This window comes from Halobacillus sp. BAB-2008 (assembly GCF_000328325.1).
GTDB lineage: Bacteria > Bacillota > Bacilli > Bacillales > Halobacillaceae > Halobacillus.
In genome coordinates this window covers 153888-176127 of the sequence record NZ_ANPF01000027.1, presented here as the reverse complement: position 1 = coordinate 176127, position 22240 = coordinate 153888, and the positions used below count along the sequence as shown (strand labels likewise).

At 46.8% G+C, this 22240-nt stretch carries 20 protein-coding genes and 1 other annotated feature; of the genes, 13 read left to right on the top strand and 7 right to left on the bottom strand.

What is annotated here, in order from left to right:
* Positions 1-13: 13 nt before the first annotated feature.
* The 6 genes from D479_RS07565 (at position 14) to motS (ending at position 4950) form a co-directional block, all read left to right on the top strand.
* Positions 14-439, top strand: a complete 426-nt coding sequence (locus tag D479_RS07565; RefSeq protein ID WP_008635443.1) for a YtxH domain-containing protein — start codon at positions 14-16, stop codon at positions 437-439.
* A gap of 62 nt (positions 440-501) precedes the next feature.
* Entirely contained in the window at positions 502-819 is a 318-nt protein-coding gene (gene ytxJ / locus D479_RS07560; protein WP_008635442.1) for a bacillithiol system redox-active protein YtxJ, read from the top strand.
* 210 nt (positions 820-1029) lie between these two features.
* On the top strand, positions 1030-2088 hold the full coding sequence (locus D479_RS07555; protein ID WP_026577088.1) for a bifunctional 3-deoxy-7-phosphoheptulonate synthase/chorismate mutase: 1059 nt from the start codon (positions 1030-1032) through the stop codon (positions 2086-2088).
* Positions 2089-2299: 211 nt separating this feature from the next.
* The gene (gene ccpA, locus D479_RS07550) at positions 2300-3301 is read left to right on the top strand and encodes a catabolite control protein A (RefSeq protein WP_008635440.1); all 1002 of its coding nucleotides are present in this window, start codon (positions 2300-2302) and stop codon (positions 3299-3301) included.
* Between the two features lie 52 nt (positions 3302-3353).
* Positions 3354-4178, top strand: a complete 825-nt coding sequence (motP, locus tag D479_RS07545; protein WP_008635438.1) for a flagellar motor protein MotP — start codon at positions 3354-3356, stop codon at positions 4176-4178.
* The gene (gene motS / locus D479_RS07540; RefSeq protein ID WP_008635436.1) at positions 4168-4950 is read left to right on the top strand and encodes a flagellar motor protein MotS; all 783 of its coding nucleotides are present in this window, start codon (positions 4168-4170) and stop codon (positions 4948-4950) included. The genes motP and motS overlap by 11 nt, the downstream gene beginning before the upstream one ends.
* Positions 4951-5195: 245 nt before the next feature.
* Here the strand turns inward: motS and D479_RS07535 are convergent, their stop codons facing one another.
* From D479_RS07535 to D479_RS07520, 4 genes are all read right to left on the bottom strand, one after another.
* Complete coding sequence (locus D479_RS07535) at positions 5196-6368, bottom strand: acetoin utilization protein AcuC (RefSeq protein WP_008635433.1); 1173 nt, start codon at positions 6366-6368, stop codon at positions 5196-5198.
* Positions 6365-7012 (bottom strand): acetoin utilization AcuB family protein, encoded by a 648-nt coding sequence (locus D479_RS07530; protein ID WP_008635431.1) that lies wholly within the window; start codon positions 7010-7012, stop codon positions 6365-6367. Before D479_RS07530 ends, D479_RS07535 begins: the two co-directional genes overlap by 4 nt.
* A 4-nt stretch (positions 7013-7016) precedes the next feature.
* Positions 7017-7664 carry a GNAT family N-acetyltransferase gene (locus D479_RS07525; RefSeq protein ID WP_008635429.1) on the bottom strand — a complete coding sequence of 216 codons (648 nt, stop codon included), beginning with the start codon at positions 7662-7664 and terminating at the stop codon, positions 7017-7019.
* Between the two features lie 129 nt (positions 7665-7793).
* Positions 7794-10787: a transglycosylase domain-containing protein gene (locus D479_RS07520; protein ID WP_008635426.1), complete on the bottom strand. Its 2994-nt coding sequence runs from the start codon at positions 10785-10787 to the stop codon at positions 7794-7796.
* Positions 10788-10911: 124 nt separating this feature from the next.
* Positions 10912-11121, top strand: a binding site (T-box leader).
* Positions 11122-11195: 74 nt separating this feature from the next.
* On the opposite strand from D479_RS07520, the gene tyrS reads away from it, so the two are divergent.
* Entirely contained in the window at positions 11196-12467 is a 1272-nt protein-coding gene (gene tyrS / locus D479_RS07515) for a tyrosine--tRNA ligase (protein WP_008635421.1), read from the top strand.
* A gap of 120 nt (positions 12468-12587) precedes the next feature.
* On the opposite strand, the gene rpsD is transcribed toward tyrS, so the two are convergent.
* Entirely contained in the window at positions 12588-13190 is a 603-nt protein-coding gene (gene rpsD, locus D479_RS07510; RefSeq protein ID WP_008635420.1) for a 30S ribosomal protein S4, read from the bottom strand.
* A 366-nt stretch (positions 13191-13556) separates the two neighbouring features.
* On the opposite strand from rpsD, the gene D479_RS07505 reads away from it, so the two are divergent.
* Positions 13557-15437, top strand: coding sequence for a sensor domain-containing diguanylate cyclase (locus D479_RS07505; protein ID WP_008635419.1), 1881 nt, complete (start codon positions 13557-13559; stop codon positions 15435-15437).
* 44 nt (positions 15438-15481) lie between these two features.
* On the opposite strand, the gene D479_RS07500 is transcribed toward D479_RS07505, so the two are convergent.
* Positions 15482-15961, bottom strand: coding sequence for a GAF domain-containing protein (locus D479_RS07500; protein WP_008635418.1), 480 nt, complete (start codon positions 15959-15961; stop codon positions 15482-15484).
* 123 nt (positions 15962-16084) lie between these two features.
* Here D479_RS07500 and refZ point away from each other — a divergent pair, with 123 nt between their 5' ends.
* The gene (gene refZ, locus D479_RS07495) at positions 16085-16684 is read left to right on the top strand and encodes a forespore capture DNA-binding protein RefZ (protein ID WP_008635414.1); all 600 of its coding nucleotides are present in this window, start codon (positions 16085-16087) and stop codon (positions 16682-16684) included.
* Here refZ and hisJ read toward each other — a convergent pair.
* Positions 16674-17477 (bottom strand): histidinol-phosphatase HisJ, encoded by an 804-nt coding sequence (hisJ, locus tag D479_RS07490; RefSeq protein ID WP_008635403.1) that lies wholly within the window; start codon positions 17475-17477, stop codon positions 16674-16676. The two genes, refZ and hisJ, sit on opposite strands and share 11 nt — an antisense overlap.
* Positions 17478-17635: 158 nt before the next feature.
* Between hisJ and ezrA the strand changes: the two genes are divergently transcribed.
* The 4 genes from ezrA to thiI all read left to right on the top strand — a co-directional run bounded on the left by ezrA (position 17636) and on the right by thiI (position 22159).
* Positions 17636-19327, top strand: a complete 1692-nt coding sequence (gene ezrA / locus D479_RS07485) for a septation ring formation regulator EzrA (protein ID WP_008635401.1) — start codon at positions 17636-17638, stop codon at positions 19325-19327.
* A gap of 12 nt (positions 19328-19339) precedes the next feature.
* The gene (locus D479_RS07480) at positions 19340-19681 is read left to right on the top strand and encodes a hypothetical protein (protein WP_008635400.1); all 342 of its coding nucleotides are present in this window, start codon (positions 19340-19342) and stop codon (positions 19679-19681) included.
* 126 nt (positions 19682-19807) lie between these two features.
* Positions 19808-20947 carry a cysteine desulfurase family protein gene (locus D479_RS07475; RefSeq protein WP_008635399.1) on the top strand — a complete coding sequence of 380 codons (1140 nt, stop codon included), beginning with the start codon at positions 19808-19810 and terminating at the stop codon, positions 20945-20947.
* A gap of 6 nt (positions 20948-20953) precedes the next feature.
* Positions 20954-22159, top strand: coding sequence for a tRNA uracil 4-sulfurtransferase ThiI (thiI, locus tag D479_RS07470; RefSeq protein WP_008635398.1), 1206 nt, complete (start codon positions 20954-20956; stop codon positions 22157-22159).
* The last annotated feature ends 81 nt before the right edge of the window (positions 22160-22240 follow it).

Genomic DNA, 22240 nt, shown 5'->3' with positions numbered 1-22240 from the left:
GGAGGAATTGATGATGAATCAAAACAAATCACAAAGCAACGGAAGCGGCAAAGACTTCGTACTGGGCTCACTGATCGGGGGGCTTGTCGGTGCGGCTGTCGCCTTACTTCTTGCTCCGAAATCCGGACGTGAATTGCGCGAGGACATCAATCATAGCTCTAGCGAGTGGAGAGAACGTGCCGGCGAATGGAAAGACGTCGCCTATGAGAAAAGTGGAGAGTGGAAAGACCGCGCTGTCCAGACATCCTCTACACTTTCCAAGTCTGTGTCGGAAAGATCACAGGAACTTGGTGGTAAAGTGAAGGATAAAGTGAAGGGTCTGCGTACCAGTGAAGAAGATGAAGCGGAAAGAGCAGCTCAGGAAGTGGCGGAAGCTATTGAAGAAGCTGCAAAAGAACTGGAGAAACAGCAGGATTCTGCTACATCTACCAACCTATAATAAGGAGACGATGGGTGCGGGGAACCGCTCCCATCGTTTTTATTTCAGGAGGTCGTAAACACATGGAAGAGAACATCATTGAGACAATGGACGAGTTTGAGAAGATTCGAAAAGAAGCGGGTTCCTTCTTTTTGTTGAAGCATAGTTTGACCTGTCCGATCAGTGCAAATGCGAAGGGACAATATGACAGGTTCGCAGAAAGATCCGAGTACCCATGTTATACCTTATACGTGCAGACGGCGCGGCCGTTATCCAACTATGTAGCGGAGCAGTTCTCCATCCGCCACCAGTCTCCCCAAGCTATCTTTTTTAAAGAAGGAGAAGCCGTTTGGGATGCCAGCCATGGGTCGATCACCGAGGAACGCCTGTCCCACGCATAAAAGTATTCAAGAACGTGCCATAAATCACCGGCGCGTTCTTTTTATGGGTATTTTCGGACGGTCCTATCCAGGTAAAATCCAACTTTTTCTACAAATATCAAGTGAAAGCCCTTAATGGGGGTGACAATAGTGAAAAAGTCAGCTATAATTGCCCTTAATTATTATATTAAATTACAAATTATTTTAAAATTCATGCTAGGGGAGAAAGAAATGAGTAATCAAAATCTTGATCAGCTGCGTAGTCAATTAGACGACGTTAATTTGCAGCTTCTGAATTTAATCAATAAACGCGGTGATCTGGTAAAGGAAATTGGCCAGATTAAAGAACAGCAGGGCATGAACCGCTTTGATCCAGTGAGGGAAAGAGCGATGCTCGACCAACTCTCCCAACATAATGACGGACCGTTCGAAGATTCCACGGTCGTTCATCTATTCAAAGAAATCTTTAAAGCGGCACTGGAGCTTCAGGAAGACGATCACCGGAAAGCGCTGCTTGTATCCCGTAAGAAAAAGCCGGAAGATACAATTGTAACGATCAATGGAGAAAAAATCGGTGATGGCAACCCGCATTTCATTATGGGGCCATGTGCGGTTGAAAGTTACGAGCAAGTATCGGAAGTAGCGAAGGCTGTTAAAGACCAAGGATTGAAACTTCTTCGCGGCGGAGCATTCAAACCGAGGACGTCGCCATACGATTTCCAGGGTCTTGGTATAGAAGGTCTGAAGATTCTTAAGCAGGCCGCTTCCGAGCAGGGCTTGGCTGTCGTCAGTGAAATCGTCAATCCGGGAGACTTGGAAGAGGCGCTTGACTACCTTGATGTGATTCAAATCGGTGCACGAAACATGCAGAACTTCGAATTATTGAAAGCGGCGGGTTCTGTCAATAAACCGGTTCTTCTAAAACGCGGTCTTTCCGCTACCATTTCTGAATTCATCAACGCAGCCGAATACATTATCTCAAGAGGGAACGAAAACATCATCCTATGTGAGCGCGGAATCCGAACGTATGAGAAAGCGACGAGAAACACGCTTGATATCTCGGCCGTTCCAATTCTGAAGCAGGAGACACACCTTCCTGTCATGGTCGATGTTACGCACTCCACAGGCAGAAGAGACTTGCTTCTTCCGACAGCGAAAGCGGCCTTGGCGATCGGGGCAGACGGAGTGATGGCCGAAGTTCACCCGGACCCGGCTGTTGCACTTTCCGATTCAGCCCAGCAGATGGATATTCCTACTTTCCGTACCTTCATGGAAGAGTTAACCAAATAAGCTTTTCTGAGAAGTTAGGCTGATCGTTCAGCCTGGCTTCTTTTTTTTGAGATAAATAAAAAAGAACTTTTGCAGCAAATGTGCAATTCGTTATAATGTTAAGGGTACAATATTTGTAGAAAGTACACGAATATTGCGCAGGTAAGCGATTTATCGTATGATTGTTCTATTGAATAAATGGATCGAAGGGATTTCATAAGGAGGAAGCAAGATGAATGTAACGATATATGACGTAGCGAGAGAAGCCAATGTTTCCATGGCGACCGTATCACGGGTGGTCAATGGAAATCCGAATGTTAAGCCGGCAACAAGAAAGAAAGTACATGAAGCGATCGAACGTCTGGGCTATCGTCCGAACGCAGTAGCCCGTGGACTAGCAAGTAAGAAAACGACGACGGTCGGAGTTATCATTCCTGATATTTCCAGTATTTTCTTTGCCGAGCTTGCGCGTGGAATCGAAGATATTGCCACTATGTACAACTATAATATTATTTTGAGTAATTCCGATCAAAACAAGGATAAGGAACTTAACCTCATCAACGCTATGCTCGGAAAGCAAGTGGACGGCCTGATTTTCATGGGCGGTAATATTACAGAAGATCATATCCGTGAATTCAAGACGTCTTCTGTACCGATTACGTTGGCTGCGACGGTCGATGAATCGATGGAAACTCCAGCTGTCAACATCAATTATGAAGAAGCTGCCTATGATGCAACCAAATTACTGTTAAGCCACGATCACGATCGTGTCGCATTTATCTCTGGGCCGGAAGAGACTATCATTAATACGCAGAAACTGGAAGGGTACAAGCGCGCCATGAAGGAAAGCGGAGCTGACAAAGCGGAAGATCTTATTATCACGGGGGATTACTCCTATGATTCCGGACTGGAAGCAGTCGATCAAATGATGGAAATGGACAATCATCCGACAGCGGTTTTTGTCTCCTCTGATGAAATGGCTCTTGGAGTGATTCACGGTGCTCAGGACAAAGGACTTCGTGTACCGGAAGATATGGAGATCTTTGGCTTTGATAACACGCGCCTTGCTACAATGGTCCGTCCGACGCTCTCCACCGTTGTTCAGCCGATGTATGATATCGGTGCCGTTGCTATGCGCCTGTTGACGAAACTAATGAATAAAGAAGAAGTGGAAGAGCAGAACGTCATTTTGCCACACCGAATTATTGAAAGAAACTCAACTCAGTCGAAATAGTACCGATATTAAAAGTATTACGGTACTTTTTCCGAACTGAGGAGAGATTGGCATGACAAAAAAAGATTTAATGACTCCGATCGGAATTACTATTGGATTCATCATGGTAATGTTCGGTATTATGTCCAGTGCAGGATTCAGCGGGGTCACATCATTTATACAAGCTTCTTCCATCATCATCGTTATCGGCGGTTTGATCGCTGCGTTAATGGTCAACTTTAACGTAGGTGAGGTGAAACTCACCTTCCGTGTGATGAAAGAGGCATTTAAACAGCATGATAGGAACCTGAGGGAACTGATCAGCTTATTTGTTCGATTATCAGAAAGGGCGCGACGAGAAGGACTGCTTGCGTTGGAAGCAGAGCTCGACGAAGTGGATGATCCTTTCATTAAGAAAGGCATTCTTCTTGCTGTGGACGGAATCGAGCCTGAGGTCATCACAGATATCATGAAGGCCGAAATCAATGCAGTGGAGGAGCGCCATTATCGAGGTCGGGCAATCATTGAGAAGGCGGGGGAGTATGCTCCTGCCTGGGGAATGATCGGGACTCTGATCGGTCTTGTACTCATGCTGCAGAGCCTGTCCAATCCTGCAACACTCGGGCCTCAGATGGCCGTTGCCTTATTGACCACTTTTTATGGAACACTGTTGTCGAATCTTGTGTTTATCCCAATGGCTGGAAAGCTGGAAAACCGTACGGATCAGGAGCTCTTCATGAAACAGGTGGTTATTGAAGGCGTCATTGGAGTACAGTCCGGGCAAAATCCGAAAGTACTGGAAGAAAAGCTGAGCGCTTTTCTTTCTGACGAGGACAAGCGTTATGTAGAAGAAGAGAAGCAGGCGGAATCTATGGGAGAAGCTGCTAATGAAGCGTAACAGGAAGAAGAAGCAGGGGGGAGCCCCCAAGTGGATGACTACATATGCAGACATGATTACATTAATCCTTGTCTTCTTCGTCCTGCTTTTTTCCATGTCGCAGATCAACCTCGTCAAATTCGAAGCGCTTGCGGAATCATTCCGTAATCGGATGATCTTCGACTTCTATCCGTCGGCAGTGGAGAATGACTACCCGACGGAACAGGCGAAAGCGCAGGAAAATGGAGAAAAGAACAATGAGTACGAACTGCCTGATAATGATAAAGAACAGGACAAGGAAGAGAAGAAGGATGCCGAAACGGAAGACCTGGAAGAATTGAAAGCAGAAGTGGATGAGTATATAGAAGAGAATGAACTAGGTGATATCATATCCGCTACTCAGACAGAGCGGGGGGTGGTACTCGTTTTGGAAGAACAACTGCTGTTCGAGACGAGTAGTGCCGAGGTGCTGGATGGCGCCAAGCCGTTTCTTTCGAAGGTTGGTACGCTGCTTGACAACATTCCGAACTTTGTCAAAGTCGAGGGGCATACGGATAACAGACAAATTTCTTCCTTCCGTTACCCTTCCAATTGGGAACTCTCCGGAGCGAGAGCCAGCAGTGTGATACGGTACCTGCTGGATCAAACCGAGACGCTGGATCCGAAGAGGTTCACTGCGGTCGCCTATGGAGAAACGAGGCCGATTGCTCCGAATGATTCAGAGGCGAACTGGAGTAAGAACCGCCGTGTCGAAATTGTCATACTGGATCCTGAATATGAAGGCAGTAATTGACTTCCCGGGCCGCTACTTTTGTAGTGGCTTTTTGTTTTTATAATGGCATCCGACTGACCATCCGCCCCTTGCATCTGAAGAAGTCATCTTCAGCAAGCGGAACGGTTTTGCATCCCTTATGTAAGATAGAGCTTATCCCTATGTATCCATGGGGTTTTATCCGCATTAATTTTCTTTCGGGCTCAAGTTTCCCGGCATCCAGAAGAAAGGCCCCTATTAATAATTAGGGGCCTTTCTTGTTCCTTCTAGGATGGATTGTATTTTTTCTGGTTATGAATGAGCTGTAACATTTTTTCAAGCAGCTTGGCATTTTTTTCGGTGATTTCTTGTTTCCGCGGAATCGGCTTGTATCCGCCGTCAGGATCGTGCCAAGTGTAAGACAGGGAAACGGGAGCTTTCTTCTGCCATTGGGTGACCCACGCTTCCGGGATGTCCCCGTGAAAGGGCTGTCCCTCCTGCATGATCCGCCATAACTGGGACCATGCTCGTGGAACAACACGCCAAATATCGTAGCCTCCTCCGCCAAGGGCAATCCACTTCCCGTCGCAAAATTCATGTGCGAGCTCATGGGCCAGCTTTGGAATGGTTTCATAGGTTTTCATCGTTGAACATAAATGCGTAAGAGGGTCGAGGAAATGGGCGTCTGCCCCATTCTGCGTAACAATGACGTCTGGTCGGAAGTAATCAACAATTTCTCTGAAAGCGGATTCATAATTAGTTAAGAATGATTCGTCTTCTGTGAAAGCATCGATGGGTAGGTTAAAGGAGTAACCGTATCCTTCCTTCAGTCCGCGTTCGTTCACATTCCCTGTGCCTGGAAACAGGTACCGCCCCGTTTCATGGATCGAGAACGTACACACATTTGGATCGTCGTAAAAAGCCCACTGCACCCCATCTCCGTGGTGGGCGTCGGTATCGACATACAGCACTTTGCAATCGTATCTTTGACGCAGGTACTTAATGCCGACAGCTCCGTCATTATAAATGCAAAAGCCGGAAGCTTTCCGCTCAAAGCCGTGATGGAGACCGCCTCCAAGGTTCAAAGCGTGCTGGACCCGTCCTTCCATAACAGCGTCGATGGCGGACAATGTACTTCCAACCAACAGGCGGGAGGCGTCGTGCATTCCCTGGAAAATAGGTGTGTCCTCTGTGCCTATGCCGTATTCCAAACCCTCTTCATCTCCGAGTCTTCCTTCACCGGCTTTCTTGACAGCCTGTATATAGGATTTACTGTGCGCGAGCGCCAGCTCTTCTTCTGTAGCCATCCGCGGTTGGATAATATCCTTTGATTTCAATGCATCCATGTTCTCCAACAGATCCTTGGTCATAACCACCCGTAATTGATTGAAGGGATGGTCCTCACGGAAATGGTAGGTAGTGAAATCGTCCGAATACACAAATCCGGCATGGCAGCTCATACAGACATCCCCGGTAATTTAGGCCACAGGACATCGTAGCCTTCTTTCGTCAAATCTTCGATGGTTGGAAGGGGATTCATTGTCTGGATGCGGACGACAATTACTTTATAAGAAGAGTCGGGCTTATACGGATAAATCAGGACGGAGCTGATGTTCACTTTTCGCTTTCCGAATACCGCCATCACCTGCGGCAGGATCCCAGGCTTGTTGATGACTTTAATCTCTATTTGGGAGCTTTGCACATTCGTACCGGTCAGTTGAATCATTGTATACAGCATGTCTTTTTCTGTGACAATGCCTACGAGCTTATCATCTCTCGTTACAGGAACACAAGCGATCTCCTGCTCATAAAAGATGGAGGCCGTCTCTTCGACGAAATCAAGGGGGTGAACCGTCGTTACCGGTGATGTCATGATTGTATGGATCGGCTTCTTCCATTCCTGGGGATTGCTGTCTTCGTCGAAAATGGAAGGACTGGCATCGCGGACATCGCGATCTGACACAATGCCGATCACCTTATTCTCTTCGTCCACGATTGGAAGATGGCGGATATGATGCTGATGGAGCAGTTTCATCGCCTTTTCAATCGTTTCGGAAGGGGGGAGCGTAATAACCTCTTTTTTCATTATTTCTTCTACTAACATACAGCTACCTCCTCATCTGGCGGTATTGATGTCTTGCTAAGAAACGGAGACGATCGAAGGCTTCTATAGAAGCTTCGGGAACGTTCCTTCCTACCTTTACCATTAAACAATTGGCCGGGTGGGATATGATCTCGGGATCGTCGGTCGGGGCGGGGGTCAAACCTCCTGCGGCCATCATCTTTTCCATCACTTTTCGGTAGTCCCAAATATTGAGGCCGGTTCCTTTTAAATCCCAGTGCCAGTAATATTCGGTACTGATGATGATGTAGTTCTCCATATACGAATCCATCATGGAAACTTTAAGCAGTCGGGAGCCAACCCTGTAACCTCGAAAGGAAGGGATGACTTCGATCGCACCCAGTTCTATCAGGTCCTCCATGCCACCTTCCGACCAGCGTTCCAGAGGATCGGGGTGAAGGTATGTAACATACCCGACGATAATGTCGTTGTGTCTGGCAATGATGATTCGGCCTTCGTCAAAATCTGCGATTTCTTTGACTGCTTCAAACTGCTTCTGAGCGGGGCGGAAAGCGGTCAGCTGTTCGTGGAAGGTGTAGGACGACAAGTCCAGAGAAGAAAGGGGACCTTCCACGATCACGGGACCTTCCTCCGTATCGATCGTTTCACGATAATAGGTTTTTTCATGGTTCATTCCGTCACCACCTGAAAAATTAATAGAATCTTGTTGTCTTCATTATACATGAAAAGTATAACTTTTAAATTGGAAACCAAAAAGGGAGCTCTCCTCCTATGGAGAGAGCTCCCTTTTCGTTCCATATCCTTATTCTTCCGGTGTCTCTTCCTCCTGATTCTCTTCTTGAGGAGCATCTTCTGTTTCTTCTTGTGTTTCTTCGTCCGCAGCAGCTTCTTCCGTGTTCTCCGTATCTGCTTCTGCCGGTGATTCTTCGGATGAATCATTCTCTTCCTGCTCAGCAGGTTCTTCGTTCTGCGGTTCACTCTCTTCGGTTTCCTGCTTCGGCTCCGGCTCTGGTTCCGCGCTGGGGTTTCCAACGGTTACCGGAGAAGATAGGGAGGACTCTTGTCCGAAATAATCCACTGCCTTCACGGCGTAGACGCCGTCTCCGGAAAATTTATAGGAGGTGGAAGCTGTGCTTCCGATGAGAGAAAAGGATCCGCCGGGGGAGGCAGCCGTGTAAACACGGTACCCCACGACATCGCTGCTTCCGGAAGCCTGCCAGTTCAGGGTTGATCCACTTACGGAAACGGACCCGGGCGCACTTGGCGCCTTCCCGTCGTTATCAATCGAGGATTTCGTCGAACCGATGGCATCGGAAGACGGAAGCCCGACTTTGTTCCATTTGGCGTTATTCGGAATCAATGCCCGTAATACGGCAGGGCTTGTGTATCCATTCTCCTTCAAAAATTCCGGGCTGAGTGTGACTCCGCCGCCGTCAAGAATGAACTCTTTTGGAGTATTCGGTCCAGCTTGAACCAAATTGCCTTTCACGCGGACGAAATTGCCGCTCACGAGGCTGTCGTCTGTTTTCGTCGGTGCGTAGTCTGCATCATAAAGATCAGAGGCAGCGAGTCCGACGGAAGAACAAAGATCAGAGGTGAGAAGCCCAGATGTTGCGCAATAGGATCTCGTTACAAGTCCGCCCGGGCTTTGGAAGTTATCTTTCGGAATCATCAGCTCCGGATCGACTTCCGAAGCGGCGTTGACGACGTCGGCCCATAATCCTTGCGTCCGCTGGTTGTAATTCATCCCCTGCATGTTGCCTTCAGTAAATCCTGTCCACATGCCCACGGTTACGTTCGGATTGGTCGCGACAAACCACGAGTCTTTTGTCGCCTGGGAAGTACCCGTTTTACCGGCCCAGTCAACGCCACGGTTCTGTATCAATCCTTTGACGCGTGATCCGGTACCGTAGTCGAGGACATCGCGCATGACGTCGATCGTCAGGTAAGCGGCCTGCGGGCTGAAGACGTCGGTTTCCTGCTTCTTATGCTGATAAATGACGTCGCCGTCTTTTTTCTCTATTTTTTCGATCATATAGGCATCTACGAATTTACCCATGTTCCCGAACGTGGCATAGGCGTTGACGTTGTCTTCTACGGTGATGCCATGTGTAAGTCCACCAAGGGCCATGGACTCGTTTCTGTAGTCTCCTTCAGCCAAGTGCTCTTTCATACCCATTTTATCTAAGTAATTCTTCACCGGGTTTATATTTCTTATTTCGTTGTATTGCTTGACAGCTGGTACGTTATAAGACTGGGCAAGTGCATACCTTGCTGAAACAAAGCCTTTATGCCCACGGGAGAAGTTCCGTACCTCTTTACCGGGCTGATCTCTATAGGTGTATGGTACATCGGCAATGACGGAGCCGGGCTGGGCGGCTCCCGTGTCGAAACTTGGACCATAAACAAGAAGAGGTTTCATCGTACTACCGTTCGATCTCCGTGCCTGGGTGGCGTGATTATAAGGGTTCTTATCGAAATCATAGCCGCCGATGAAGCCGTAAATCTTCCCGGTTGAATTTTCGATGATGATGCTTCCGAGCTGTAAAGGGCTGTCTATCTTGTACGGCTCTCCTTTTTCGTTATAGACCGTCTTTTTTCCCAATGGCCAATTGGATTTTGTGTATGCATCCCGTACTTTTTGCATAGATTCATAGACTTCTTTGTCAATCGTCGTATGAATCTTGTACCCGCCCGAGCTCAGCTCGCGTTCCGCAAGCTCTTCATATTCCTGGGCAAGTGCTTCGTCTTCCTTCAAATCTTTCTCTGTATGGCCGTTCTGTTTCAACAGATAATCTTTAATTTTCTCTTTTGCCCGTTTTTGAATTTCCTGGTTGATGGCAGGATAGGCGCTGTTGGCTGTTGTCTTAGGTTCGGTCAACGTCTCCCCACTTATTTCGAAAGCCATCGCCTTGTCGTATTCCTCTTTGGTGATATATCTACCGTCAAGCATCCGCTCGAGCACTTCATGCATCCGGTTGATGCCGGGTTGAAGCAGCTCTTCTTCTTTAATCGATCCATCATTATAAAACGGTGTATACGCGAAAGGGGATTGCGGCATCCCGGCAATATAAGCGGACTGGGCGAGCGACAGTTCATCCGCGTTAATGCCGAATATACCTTGAGCAGCTGTCTGGATGCCCGCGATGTTCTGCCCGTTTGCATTTCTTCCGAACGGGACAATGTTCAGATAGGCCTCCAGGATGTCGTCCTTATTCATAAATTTCTCCAGGCGCAGAGCGAGTACCATTTCCTTTGCTTTCCGCTCGAAGGAAACTTCGTTCGTCAGGATCTGGTTTTTCACAAGCTGCTGGGTCAATGTACTTCCTCCGGTTTTGACAGAGGAATTAGTCACTTCCTGGACGATCGCGCGCATGACAGATTTTGGGACAACTCCTTTGTGTAGGTTGAAGTTTTCGTCCTCTGTTGCAATGATCGCGTTCTTCAAATGATCGCTGACTTGATCGAGGGAGACTTCTTCTCTATACAAATCGGAGCTGACATCACCGATTTCCGACTCATCGTTGAAAAACATCGTCGAGGTTTCGGCATAGTTATAAATCGTATCCGTCATGTCGGCCTTGCTTCTCAACGGCTCGTCTTTGACGAGAGAAGCGAAATAGCCGGCACCGACGCCTCCTGCGAAGAATAAGCCGACGACACCGATGATGATGAAGAACAGGATGACGTTCCAAACGACATCATAAGTGATCCTGGTCTTCTTCTGGATGGCTCCTTCTTCCCACAGGGTACGGAAACTCTTTCTATTTCGACCTTTCTTTGGGTTATCAGACATAATAATACCTCCTAAAAAATCCACCCATATTATAACACACCCCGTCATCTTAGGACATCATTCGCTCGAAGGTGCAGTTGCATTTTTCATGACGATATGATAAAAATAGAGAACATAGTTGAATAGAAGCGCGTGGAACGATTGAAGTAAACAGCAAGTCCCTGCTGCAGAGAGCTGACGGTCGGTGGAAGTCAGTGCATACTTGTTTGTTGAATTACGATCCGGAGCATCTCCTGGTGTGAATCAGGAGACGGTGAACAGCCGTTATGGATACAAGTGGCACAGCTGTTGTTGTGCAACAAGGGTGGTACCGCGATAAGACCTCGTCCCTTTTTTGGGGAGAGGTCTTTTTTGTGTTTTCCGACGTAAGCGCCCCACGCAGCCACAGTAGAGAATGGAGGAGACACTATGGATTTGTTACAGGATTTACAAAACCGTGGACTGATCAATCAGATTACGGATGAAGAAGGTTTGAAAAAGCATTTGGAAGAGAAACAGGTGACGTTGTACACCGGGTTTGACCCGACAGCTGATTCCCTTCATATCGGTCACCTGCTTCCGATCTTGACGCTGAAGCGATTCCAGCAGGCGGGACACCGCCCAATCGCTCTTGTCGGTGGGGGGACAGGTATGATCGGAGACCCAAGCGGCCGTTCGACAGAGCGTCAATTGAACAGTGAGGAAGTCGTTCTCGGTTACAGCGAATCTATCAAAAATCAGCTTGCGAAGATTCTTAACTTTGATGAAGGGGAGAACGCAGCTGTTGCTCGCAACAATCATGAATGGCTTGCTCAAATTTCCATTATTGATTTCCTTCGTGACACAGGGAAGCATTTCGGAATCAACTACATGCTTGCCAAAGATTCCGTAGAGTCCAGAATCGAAAACGGCATCAGTTTCACGGAGTTCACCTACATGATACTGCAATCTCTTGACTTTAAAGTGCTTCATGAGAAAGAGAATGTCACATTACAGGTCGGAGGCAGCGATCAGTGGGGCAACATTACTGCAGGACTGGAACTGCTCCGTCGTACAGCTGCCGGAGAGAAGGAGATAGAAGCTTACGGATTGACGATTCCGCTGATGACAAAGGCGGACGGGACGAAGTTCGGGAAGACGGCTGGTGGAGCTGTTTGGCTGGATCCGAAGAAAACGAGCCCTTACGAGTTTTACCAGTTCTGGATCAACAGTGATGATCGCGATGTAATCCGTTTCTTGAAATCTTTCACTTTCCTGTCTATGGATGAAATTGCAGAACTGGAGAAAGAAGTGCAGGAGCACCCGGAGAAGCGTACGGCTCAGCGCCGCCTAGCAGAAGAAGTGACGAAGCTCGTTCATGACGAAGAGGCATTGAAGCAGGCAGAGCGTATTACCGAAGCTTTGTTCAGCGGAGATATCAAAGCGTTGACTGGTACAGAAATCGAGCAGGGATTCAAGGATGTACCTGCCTACACTTCTGAGGTTAAAGATCCGCAGCTTCTTGATTTGCTTGTGGATGCGGGCATCGCTTCTTCCAAGCGTCAGGCACGTGAAGATATCGGTAACGGTGCGATTTATATTAATGGAGAGCGTAACCAGGATTTGAAGCATGCGATCGGGGAAGCGGATCGTATCGAAGACAAATTTACGATTATCCGCCGCGGGAAGAAGAAATATTTCTTAATCCGTTTCGAAGGATAAATGATGAAACTCCCGGCCGTCAGGTCGGGAGTTTTTTTCACTAAAAGGCGGGGAGTTTAGGGTATAAAAAAGAGCAGCGCCGGAAATCCGGTGCTGCTCTTTTTGGTATCCGTTAATCTATTAACGGGAGTAGAATTCAACGATAAGTGCTTCGTTGATTTCAGAAGGAAGCTCAGAACGCTCAGGGAAGCGAGTGTAAGTTCCTTCACGCTTGTCCGCGTCGAAAGTAAGATATTCTGGTACGAAGTTGTTCACTTCGATAGCCTCTTCGACAACGTTAAGCTTTTGAGATTTTTCGCGAAGTGTGATCACTTGACCAGGAGCTACGCGGTAAGATGGGATATCAACGCGACCACCATCAACAACAACGTGACCGTGAGTTACAAGCTGACGCGCTTGGTTGCGTGTACGAGCAAGACCGAGACGGTACACAAGGTTATCTAAACGGGATTCAAGAAGGATCATGAAGTTTTCACCGTGGATCCCTTTCATGTTACCAGCCTCTTCGAACATGCGGCGGAATTGACGCTCAGTCAAGCCGTACATGAAACGAAGCTTCTGCTTCTCTTGAAGTTGAAGACCGTATTCAGATATTTTTCTACGTTGGTTTGGACCGTGTTGTCCAGGAGCGTAAGGGCGCTTTTCTAGCTCCTTACCAGTTCCGCTTAAAGAAATGCCATAGCGACGTGATTTTTTCCAGGTTGGACCTGTATATCGTGCCATAGGAATTTCCTCCTTTTTTATTTTATTTTGCATAAAATAAAAACAGTGTGTCCCTCGTTCCACTGCTCATTATGTTTTCATGCACCTTCGCCCCAGCAGCAGAGAGTTACGCGATGCACCTCGTAGTAGAGGAACAAAATGATAACAATGACGGTTCACATAGGCTGCCATTTATTTTACACAACGACCATTATAATTTTATTTCGACAGGAAGTCAAGAGGATATCGCTGAATTACGGACCGTATGAGGAGAGATTTATGCGAGGATAGGAAAACATTTGAAATTTGCGCACTCAAACTATTTATTGTGATAAAAGTAGTGGTAAAATATAACTAATACATTCGGAGGAAGTAAGGTGAACTTAAATGATAATTGATTCACAGTTGGATGATCAATTGATTCCGTTGCAGAGCCGGTTGTTTCAAATGGCCGTTGCTGGTAAAGCCAAAACCTTTGAGCGGTTTGTCCAGGCAATGGCTGGAGAGATGAAACGATTTTTGCGTGCGGATTATGGAGCAATTTATTATTGGGATGACTGGAAAGGCCGTTATCGCCTTCATGTAGAACCGAATGCAGAGCCGCTTGCGATACGAACGGATTTTTCCAAGGAAGAGGTGGAAGATGAGGACGGGCAAATGAAATCCAGGGAATTTCTTGCGGAATGGGTTGTATCCGAACCGGAGTTTTCCTTCTCCATCATTCCTTTGAAAACAGAAGATCACCTCCATGGTTTTATCGTAATCGGAGTGCGGGGGGCTGGAATGCCGGAACGGAAACGGGAAGAGCGGTTGTCCAGAGAGGTACTGAAATGCCTGAAGCAGGTCGAGGATTACTATGAGGTTTATGAAGAACGTTGTAAATACGAACTGCTGTATAAAGTAACCTCCCATTTTCATTCTTCCATTGATACGGACGGAGTTCTCAGTGAGATTGTCGCTACCCTGCGAAAAGTATATCCGGAATTCTCTTATAACCTGCTGCTTTCCCAGGATTATACGACCAAGTCCGACCTTCCCGTACAGGAACTGCGTTACGATAAGGAAGCCGGTTCAGAGGCAAGCACGCAGGCGTATCTGACTGGCGAACTTCAAATAGAAGACCGGCTGCAGGAGGGACGTTCTTTTCTTTATGCTCCCCTGAAGGGCAAGCAGGGGGTGTATGGAGTGCTTCAGGTAGCAGCTCCTGACTATCTGTATTTTCCAAAGAAAGACATTGAATTCTTTTTATTGATTGCAAATACGGCAGGGAACGCTCTGGAGAATGCGAAGCTTTATCAACAGTCACGTAAGCTGAATAATGACTTGAAATTAATCAACGCCACCTCCAAAAAATTGAATTCCAATATCCGATTGAATGAGAAAATCTCTTATATATCAGAAGAAATTGAATCCTCTTTCCAGGCGGATGAAGTGGGATTTGCTACTTTCCTTGAAGGGGGAGGCTATCAGGTGCTTGAGGGCAGTTCCAGCTATTTTACCATGAATGACCCGCAGGATTTCCTTGAGGAAGTCGAACGTGTCATGGTGGAAGAGAGTGGTCCTTTATTCATCAGTGATGTAACAACGATGAACACCCCCATTTCCTCAGATTTCCGATCAGTAATGGCTGTTCCGATGACAGACCATGATCACATCAGCGGGCTCGCCGTCGTCATGCACAGGGAACCATGTATATTTTCTTTCGAGTCGTTCAAACTGTTGAAATCGCTTGTCCATCATTCCACACTAGCTTTTGCGAATTCTATTCTTCGGGAAGAACTGGAGCAGACGGTCGTTACGGATTATTTAACGAAATTAAGTTCAAGAATCCACTTGGACCAAAAAGTAGCAGCACATATAGAGAAGGATGACAGCGGACACTTCCTTTTATTTGACATTGACGATTTTAAAGCGGTTAACGATACCTACGGCCATCAGATCGGGGATGAGGTGATCTGTCAAGTGGCGAGAATCATTAAGCGCTGCACAGCTGACGTCGGTGTGGCTGCCAGATGGGGTGGAGAAGAGTTGGCTTTGTATGTTCCGGATTTGACTGCTCAGGAAGCCTATGATTATGCAGAAACGATCAGAGTGGATGTGGAAGAGCATACGCGTCCATCCGTGACGGTTTCGTGCGGAATTGCTTCGTGGAAGAAAAGCGGTCAAGCTCCTGGGCAGAAGCAGTTAGTCCAAGTAGCCGATGCTGCTTTGTATAAGGGGAAGGAAATGGGGAAAAACGTGATCATTCATCAGCATATCCAACCATGATACAAAGAAAAGCCGCCTGTTACGGCGGCTTTTCTTCTTATTCATTAAAGGAACTGTTGAAGTGTTTCAACAAAGTTTGTTAACTTCTCTTCGTCCACTTCATCAAATCTGTCTTCAGACGGGCTGTCTATATCAAGGACCCCATAGACCTCCCCATCTTTGTAAATAGGAACAACGATCTCAGAACGGGAGGCGGCATCACAAGCGATATGACCAGGGAAAGCATGGACGTCAGCGATTCGCTGCACTTTGCCTTCGGATACAGCAGTCCCGCAGACCCCTTTGGCCGCCGGAATTCTGACACAGGCAGGAAGGCCTTGGAACGGCCCTAATACAAGTTGGTCCTCTTTCCACAGGTAAAATCCAACCCAGTTCACATCCTCAAGGAATTGGTTGAGAAGAGAAGAAGCATTGGCTAAGTTGGCAATTGCGTCGGATTCATCCTCAATTAATGCTTTTAATTGTTTGTTTAATAGATCATAATTTTCCTGCTTCGTTCCAGTGTACATAGATGTTTGAAACACAATATTACCTCCATATTCAATAGATTCGACAAAATCAAGGAGCGATCTGTCGGGATTTGGTGCACGATTACCGGCAGGAATAACCACAAAGGTGGAGAATTTATTCCCAGAGGGGGAAAAGCAATGAACCGACAGAATGTAACTCGTGACAAAGTCTTAGATGTCGCTTGCCGTCTTTTCTACAGCAACGGTTTCCATGGCACCTCTGTACGCGATATAGCCAAGGCGGCCGATGTCAATGTCTCGTTAATCCATTATTACTTCAAAAGTAAACAAGGTCTGTTTGAATCTCTCGCCGTCAGTTATTTCGAACCTTACTTGGAAATGCTGGAAAGCGAGCAGCCCTCTGTTGCTGAGAATAACATGAATGAATTAGTGAAAAAAATTCTACATTATAAGCAATCCCATTATCAACTATCTTGTTTGCTGTACAGAGAATTATCGTTGAATACTGTATTTGCACGGGAGATGCTTGTGACGTATCTTGCGAAGGAAAACCATTTGTTCAGCCAGCTTTTATTCAGCAAGAGCTCACAAATGGACATCACTTTTAAGGAAAAAATCTGCCTCCTTCAGTGGAAGGGTTTATTAAATGCTCCCTTTATGATGCCGCAGGAGTTTAAAGACCCGTTCATTACAGAAGCTTCTATCGACCACTTCGTCCGTGTGTATAGTGAGCTTATGGAAGAACGTAAGTCCGTCCAGATGATCTCTAACGTGTAAGAAGCTGGGTTGAAATGTCCGACAGTCCCTGGCCGAGAGCAGCGGCTTGGTGTGCGTCAGATCCATATATAAGAGGTATTCCCATAGCATAGGCCTTTCTTGCGATCTCCACCGGCGGATAGGTCTCTTTGCAATGGGCCTTTTTCAACCCGGCACCGTTATAGTCAAGCGTCATGGCGCAATCTTTAACAGCATGTAGAACGTGGGAAGACAGAGTTTCCCATCCTTCAGGGGCGGGATACAGCTCCTGAAACTTTTTCACCAACGTCATATGACCGATTCGTCCGGGCTTCCATGGCCCTAAATCAGCCCTTACAGAATCAATCAAACACTGGTTGTATGCCGCATACAGCTGTTGGAGATCTCCGAAGTCCTTAACGGCTTCTTGAAACATTTCCGGACTGTAATCAATACAGTACCAACCTTGACTGCCTTTGAGGAAGTGGACGGATAATATGCTGTCATCGAGAGAAGGTCCGTACGTATCCAGCAGAGCTGTCGTTTCTGACTCATGCCCTTTTATATAATCGATTTCCAGCCCCTTTTGCACCAGTATATCTCCACTGTATTCATTTTTCACTACATCAACCGCATGTAAATAGGCCTCTAAATCTTCCAATTTCATACCGCTGTCTTTTTCCGGAACAGGATCCTGGAAGGTAGCGGGGAGAGGGGCGTGTTCCGTGAATGTCATGGATTGATAGCCTAGTTCGATTGCCTGCTCCACGTACATTTTTAAGCTGTCAGATGTACCGTGAGGGCAGTAAGGGGAGTGAATATGTCCATCTTTCATAAGTGGTTTCTCCTTTGTGATAGAATTTTTTGTCAATAAGTAGATATTTTTGAAATAATTTAGCCAAAAAGTTGATTTACATGGTATCATTATAAACAATAAAAACATATATCGGAACGTAATTAATCCGTTGTACAGTCAGGGTAAGGAGGCTATTTATGAAGTTCGTCATAGGGGCTATATTACTACTAGTGGCATTTTTCATCATAGGGATGATCTGGCGGAAAAGAGTCTATGATGAAGTAGATCGCCTGGAGAGTTGGAAGATGGAAATCATGAACCGTCGAGTGAGCGAAGAGTTGTCCAAGGTTAAGAACTTGAACCTCTCCGGTGAAACGCAGGAGAAGTTCGAAGCGTGGCGCGAGCGCTGGGATCGGATCCTCACCGTAGAACTGCCAAGCTTGGAAGAAGACCTTTTTGATGCCGAGGAAGCTGCTGACCGCTATCGGTACAGAAAAGTGAAAACGACCATTCAGCAGACGGAGAGGAAGCTGATCTCTGTCGAGGAAGATATCGACGGTATGCTGCAGGAACTGGAAAATCTCCTTGACTCAGAGAAACAGAGCAGGCAGGAGATTGAAGCGATTGAACCGGAATTAAAAGAGCTGACGAAAATCCTGATTCAAAACAGGCACCAGTACGGAAAGGCTGTACGGATCTTTGAAGAGCGTGTCGATGCTCTTAAAGAAAAATTAGCTGAGTTCGAGCGTTTAACGGAACAAGGGAATTATTTGGAGGCAAACGCTCTCGTGCAAAGTGCGCGTGAAGAGATTTCCGCACTTCAGGAAGATGTTGAATCCTTCCCGGATCGTTTTAAGAAGGTAAAGACGGAACTTCCGGGGCAGTTGAAAGAATTGAAGAGTGGAATGGAAGATATGAAAGCCGATGGATATCGAATTGAACATTTCGATTTTCTCCCGGAAGTCCACGACTATGAGAGCCTTCTCGCGGACAAGTTAGTGAAAATGGAGCAAGCAGACCAGTCAGGTGTAGAAGAAACGGTTGTAGAGATAGAATCAAGAATTCAAGAGATGTATCAGCTTTTGGAAAGTGAAGCGGTAGCACATCATCATGTGGAGAAGCAGTTCCTTCCCCTTAAAAATCAGCTGGAAGACCTCGAACGAGTCATCGTTTCCACCGAAAGTGAGCTGGATGAGATGCAGACAACTTACCAGCTGGAAGATGGAGATACGGAAACATATCGCGGGCTGAAGCATGCTTTTAGTCAGCTTGCTAAGAAGATGATGAGCATTGATTATAAGAGGGATGACGGGGAAACAGCTTTCGTTGAACTTCGTGATGAGTTGAAGCAGGTTCAGGAGCAGTTGAAGGAGTTAAAAGAGCAGCATGAATCCTTTGATGAACGGGTCCAAACGCTTCGTAAAGATGAACGTGAGGCGAAGCAGAAACTCGGCAGGATGGAAGATCTGCTCCTGGAGACACATCGACGCTTGAAGCGGAGCAATATACCTGGAATACCGACGTCTATTTATGCAGATATGAAGGCTGCAAGTGAGAAGATCGATGAGGTCTTTCTGAATCTTGAACAACAGCCGTTGGATATGCCGCTCGTTCTTGAGAAGCTGGAGGAGGCAGTCCAGATGACAGAACGATTAAATGAAGATGCCGAGTCGGTGATGGAGAAAGCTGCATTGGCTGAACGTGTGATTCAATACGGCAACCGCTACAGAAGCAAATACCCGCTCCTCGCTGCCAAGCTGCTGGAAGCGGAGGAGAAGTTCCGAACGTATCATTACGAAGAAGCTTTGAACGAGGCTGCGAGAGCAGTGAAAGAGGTCGATCCTCAGGCAATGGCTAAAATCGACGCGGAAGAAGAAGTGATGGTTTAGGATGTGGAGCCTATGAAAGAGAAGTGGTTGGCTGCCGGACTGGGCGCCGGAATGTGCCTCGTTTGGTTCGGTGTTCTGGCTGTTTATCTTTGGATGCCTGAAAGCGCAGATGATAGGACAGCGAGCAATCACAGCATGCATGCACCGCAAATGAAGGATAAAGCGGTCAGCTCTCAAGAGCTTGCCCGGCGGTATGTAAGTTCCGGCGAGGAGGCGGTCGAGCACAACACCGTTCTCGGAAAACAGATGCTCACGAAAGAGTGGACAGAAGATATGCAGAAAGACGGTAAGGTCAGTATCGATACAGTATTGAACTCATTGGAACTGCAAGTTTCTGTTGCAGATAACAGTTGACGAAGCACCTGCTGAAGCGGGTGCTTTTATTTTGTGGTGATGGGATGATACGGTGCAGCGGTTTTCATTACCCTGAGATTATGGTACAATTATGGACTGCAATTTGATAAAAAGGAGTCAATTCCCATGATTTATTTAGACAATAGCGCGACTACTCATCCACTGCCGGATGTATTGGATAGTTATCGGAAAGTAGCAGATCAATACTACGCTAATCCGTCCTCTGTCCACCGTTTTGGTAGTGAAACCGAACGTCTGCTCCATCATTCCAGGAAGCAGGCCGCTTCTCTCCTGGGAATAGGGGAGAACGAAGTTGTTTTCACTTCAGGCGGCACGGAAGGCAACAATATGGCGGTCAAAGGTATAGCGCTTCAACACCAGGCTCGTGGAAGACACCTGGTTACTTCGAAGGTTGAACACCCTTCTGTATTGGAAGCATTCCGTTCCTTGGAATCTTTGGGTTTTGACGTTACTTATATAAATGTAGGGCGGGACGGGAAGGTTAACGTGCAGGAACTGAAAGAGAGCCTGCGGTCCGATACAATTCTAGTCAGTATTATGTCTGTGAACAATGAGCTTGGAACAGTGCAGCCGATAAAAGAAATAGGAGCCTTGCTTAAGGATCGTCCGAAAACGTTCTTCCACGTCGATCATGTTCAGGGGCTGGGCAAGGTAGATATGCCTATACAGCAATGGGGGATTGACCTTTGTACGGTTTCCGGACATAAGATCCATGGTTTGAAAGGGACCGGTGCCCTTGTGGTGAGGAGTCATGTCACTCTCTTTCCACTCCTCCATGGTGGGAGTCAGGAGGTGGAATTCCGGGCTGGAACCGAGAACCTTCCAGGAATTGTATCCTTTGTAAAGGCATTACGATTGTTGATGGAAGACCGGGACAGTAAATCGGAACGGCTTTCCTTGTTGAGAACGAAGATCGTTAATGAGCTCTCCAAAAGGGATGACTGCAAGGTGAATTCCCCGGAGGATGGCGCTCCACACATTATTAATTTCTCCATCCCGGGATTCAAGCCGGAAGTAGTGATCCATGCTCTCGGCGAACAGGATATATTTATATCCACTAAGTCAGCCTGTTCTTCCAAGCAGCCGGACGTTAGTGCGGTGTTAAAAGCGTGCAACATGGATTATGAACGGACGACATCGGCTTTACGGGTAAGTTTAAGTTATTTGAATACATTGCAGGAAGTGGAAACGTTTTTGACAGCATTATTTACTACGATAGATAAATTAAAAGCAACGATGAGGTGAGCATCCATGAACTTTGATCGGATTATGATTCGGTACGGAGAGATGGCGTTAAAAGGAAAGAACAAGCGGGCATTTGAACAGAAGCTCCAAAGGAATTTAATCAGCAAGTTGAAAGATTTTCGTGTGACTAGAATAGAGAAGACGCAGGGGCGTATGTATGTTCTATTGAACGGTGCTGATCCCCAGGAAGTGATGCAGGCCTGTCAACAGGTCTTCGGCATCCACAGCTTAAGTTTCGCCGTGAAAGTCGAGAAGGATGAAGAACAGTTAAAAGAAGCTGTCCTCCTTGCTTTCCAAGATGCAGAAAATGCGAGTACATTCAAGATCTCATCCAAAAGGACGGATAAGACCTTTCCGATTCCCTCTCAGGAGCTTAATCCGCTCCTGGGTGGTCATATTCTAAGAAATACAGAAGGTGTCACCGTGGATGTGCGAGACCCGGATGTGGATATTAAAGTAGAAGTCCGCCATGAAGGAGCGTATATTACAGCCCAGGTGTATCCTGGGGCTGGAGGTTTGCCTGTAGGAACGACAGGGAAAAGTTTGTTGATGCTGTCTGGAGGAATTGACAGCCCGGTTTCCGGGTACCTGACGATGAAGCGTGGAGTAGCTATCGACGCGATTCATTTCCACTCCCCTCCATATACCAGTGATCGAGCTAAACAAAAAGTGATTGAACTTGCACAGGAACTATCCAAATTCGGGACAAACATCAAGATACATGTGATTCCTTTCACTGCTATCCAACAGAAAATTCAACGCGAGATGCCACAAGGATACAGTATGACAATCATGCGTAGAATGATGATGCGGATCAGTGAGAGGGTGGCCGAGCAGAATAATATTCTTTCTATCACGACAGGAGAGAGTCTTGGTCAGGTCGCGAGTCAGACGATGGAAAGCATGAGTGCTATTAATGAGGTGACGAATTATCCTGTTATTCGTCCGCTCGTAGCGATGGACAAACTCGAAATCATAGACATTGCACGAAAAATAGGCACGTATGATATCTCCATCCGTCCATTTGAAGATTGTTGTACCGTCTTTGTACCGAAAGCACCAAAGACGAAACCGAATCGCCAGAAGGCGAATTATTATGAATCGAATGTCGACTTCACAGAGGATATTGAGAAAGCCCTCACCGAGTCTTATGTCATAGATACAGCTCAATATAAGCATGAGGAATTGGAAGAATTCGATGAACTATTTTGACCTCTGCACCTTCCCCCGCTTCTGTAAAGCGGGGGTTATTATAAGGGGGAGTTCTCGTTTTCTTCCGGGACGATATAGATA

Bases quoted from the DNA above. Each gene is read 5' to 3' on its own strand.
- D479_RS07565 (WP_008635443.1), top strand. From the start codon at position 14: ATGAATCAAAACAAATCACAAAGCAACGGAAGCGGCAAAGACTTCGTA.
- ytxJ (WP_008635442.1), top strand. From the start codon at position 502: ATGGAAGAGAACATCATTGAGACAATGGACGAGTTTGAGAAGATTCGA.
- D479_RS07555 (WP_026577088.1), top strand. From the start codon at position 1,030: ATGAGTAATCAAAATCTTGATCAGCTGCGTAGTCAATTAGACGACGTT.
- ccpA (WP_008635440.1), top strand. From the start codon at position 2,300: ATGAATGTAACGATATATGACGTAGCGAGAGAAGCCAATGTTTCCATG.
- motP (WP_008635438.1), top strand. From the start codon at position 3,354: ATGACAAAAAAAGATTTAATGACTCCGATCGGAATTACTATTGGATTC.
- motS (WP_008635436.1), top strand. From the start codon at position 4,168: ATGAAGCGTAACAGGAAGAAGAAGCAGGGGGGAGCCCCCAAGTGGATG.
- D479_RS07535 (WP_008635433.1), bottom strand. From the start codon at position 6,368: ATGAGCTGCCATGCCGGATTTGTGTATTCGGACGATTTCACTACCTAC.
- D479_RS07530 (WP_008635431.1), bottom strand. From the start codon at position 7,012: ATGTTAGTAGAAGAAATAATGAAAAAAGAGGTTATTACGCTCCCCCCT.
- D479_RS07525 (WP_008635429.1), bottom strand. From the start codon at position 7,664: ATGAACCATGAAAAAACCTATTATCGTGAAACGATCGATACGGAGGAA.
- D479_RS07520 (WP_008635426.1), bottom strand. From the start codon at position 10,787: ATGTCTGATAACCCAAAGAAAGGTCGAAATAGAAAGAGTTTCCGTACC.
- tyrS (WP_008635421.1), top strand. From the start codon at position 11,196: ATGGATTTGTTACAGGATTTACAAAACCGTGGACTGATCAATCAGATT.
- rpsD (WP_008635420.1), bottom strand. From the start codon at position 13,190: ATGGCACGATATACAGGTCCAACCTGGAAAAAATCACGTCGCTATGGC.
- D479_RS07505 (WP_008635419.1), top strand. From the start codon at position 13,557: ATGATAATTGATTCACAGTTGGATGATCAATTGATTCCGTTGCAGAGC.
- refZ (WP_008635414.1), top strand. From the start codon at position 16,085: ATGAACCGACAGAATGTAACTCGTGACAAAGTCTTAGATGTCGCTTGC.
- hisJ (WP_008635403.1), bottom strand. From the start codon at position 17,477: ATGAAAGATGGACATATTCACTCCCCTTACTGCCCTCACGGTACATCT.
- ezrA (WP_008635401.1), top strand. From the start codon at position 17,636: ATGAAGTTCGTCATAGGGGCTATATTACTACTAGTGGCATTTTTCATC.
- D479_RS07480 (WP_008635400.1), top strand. From the start codon at position 19,340: ATGAAAGAGAAGTGGTTGGCTGCCGGACTGGGCGCCGGAATGTGCCTC.
- D479_RS07475 (WP_008635399.1), top strand. From the start codon at position 19,808: ATGATTTATTTAGACAATAGCGCGACTACTCATCCACTGCCGGATGTA.
- thiI (WP_008635398.1), top strand. From the start codon at position 20,954: ATGAACTTTGATCGGATTATGATTCGGTACGGAGAGATGGCGTTAAAA.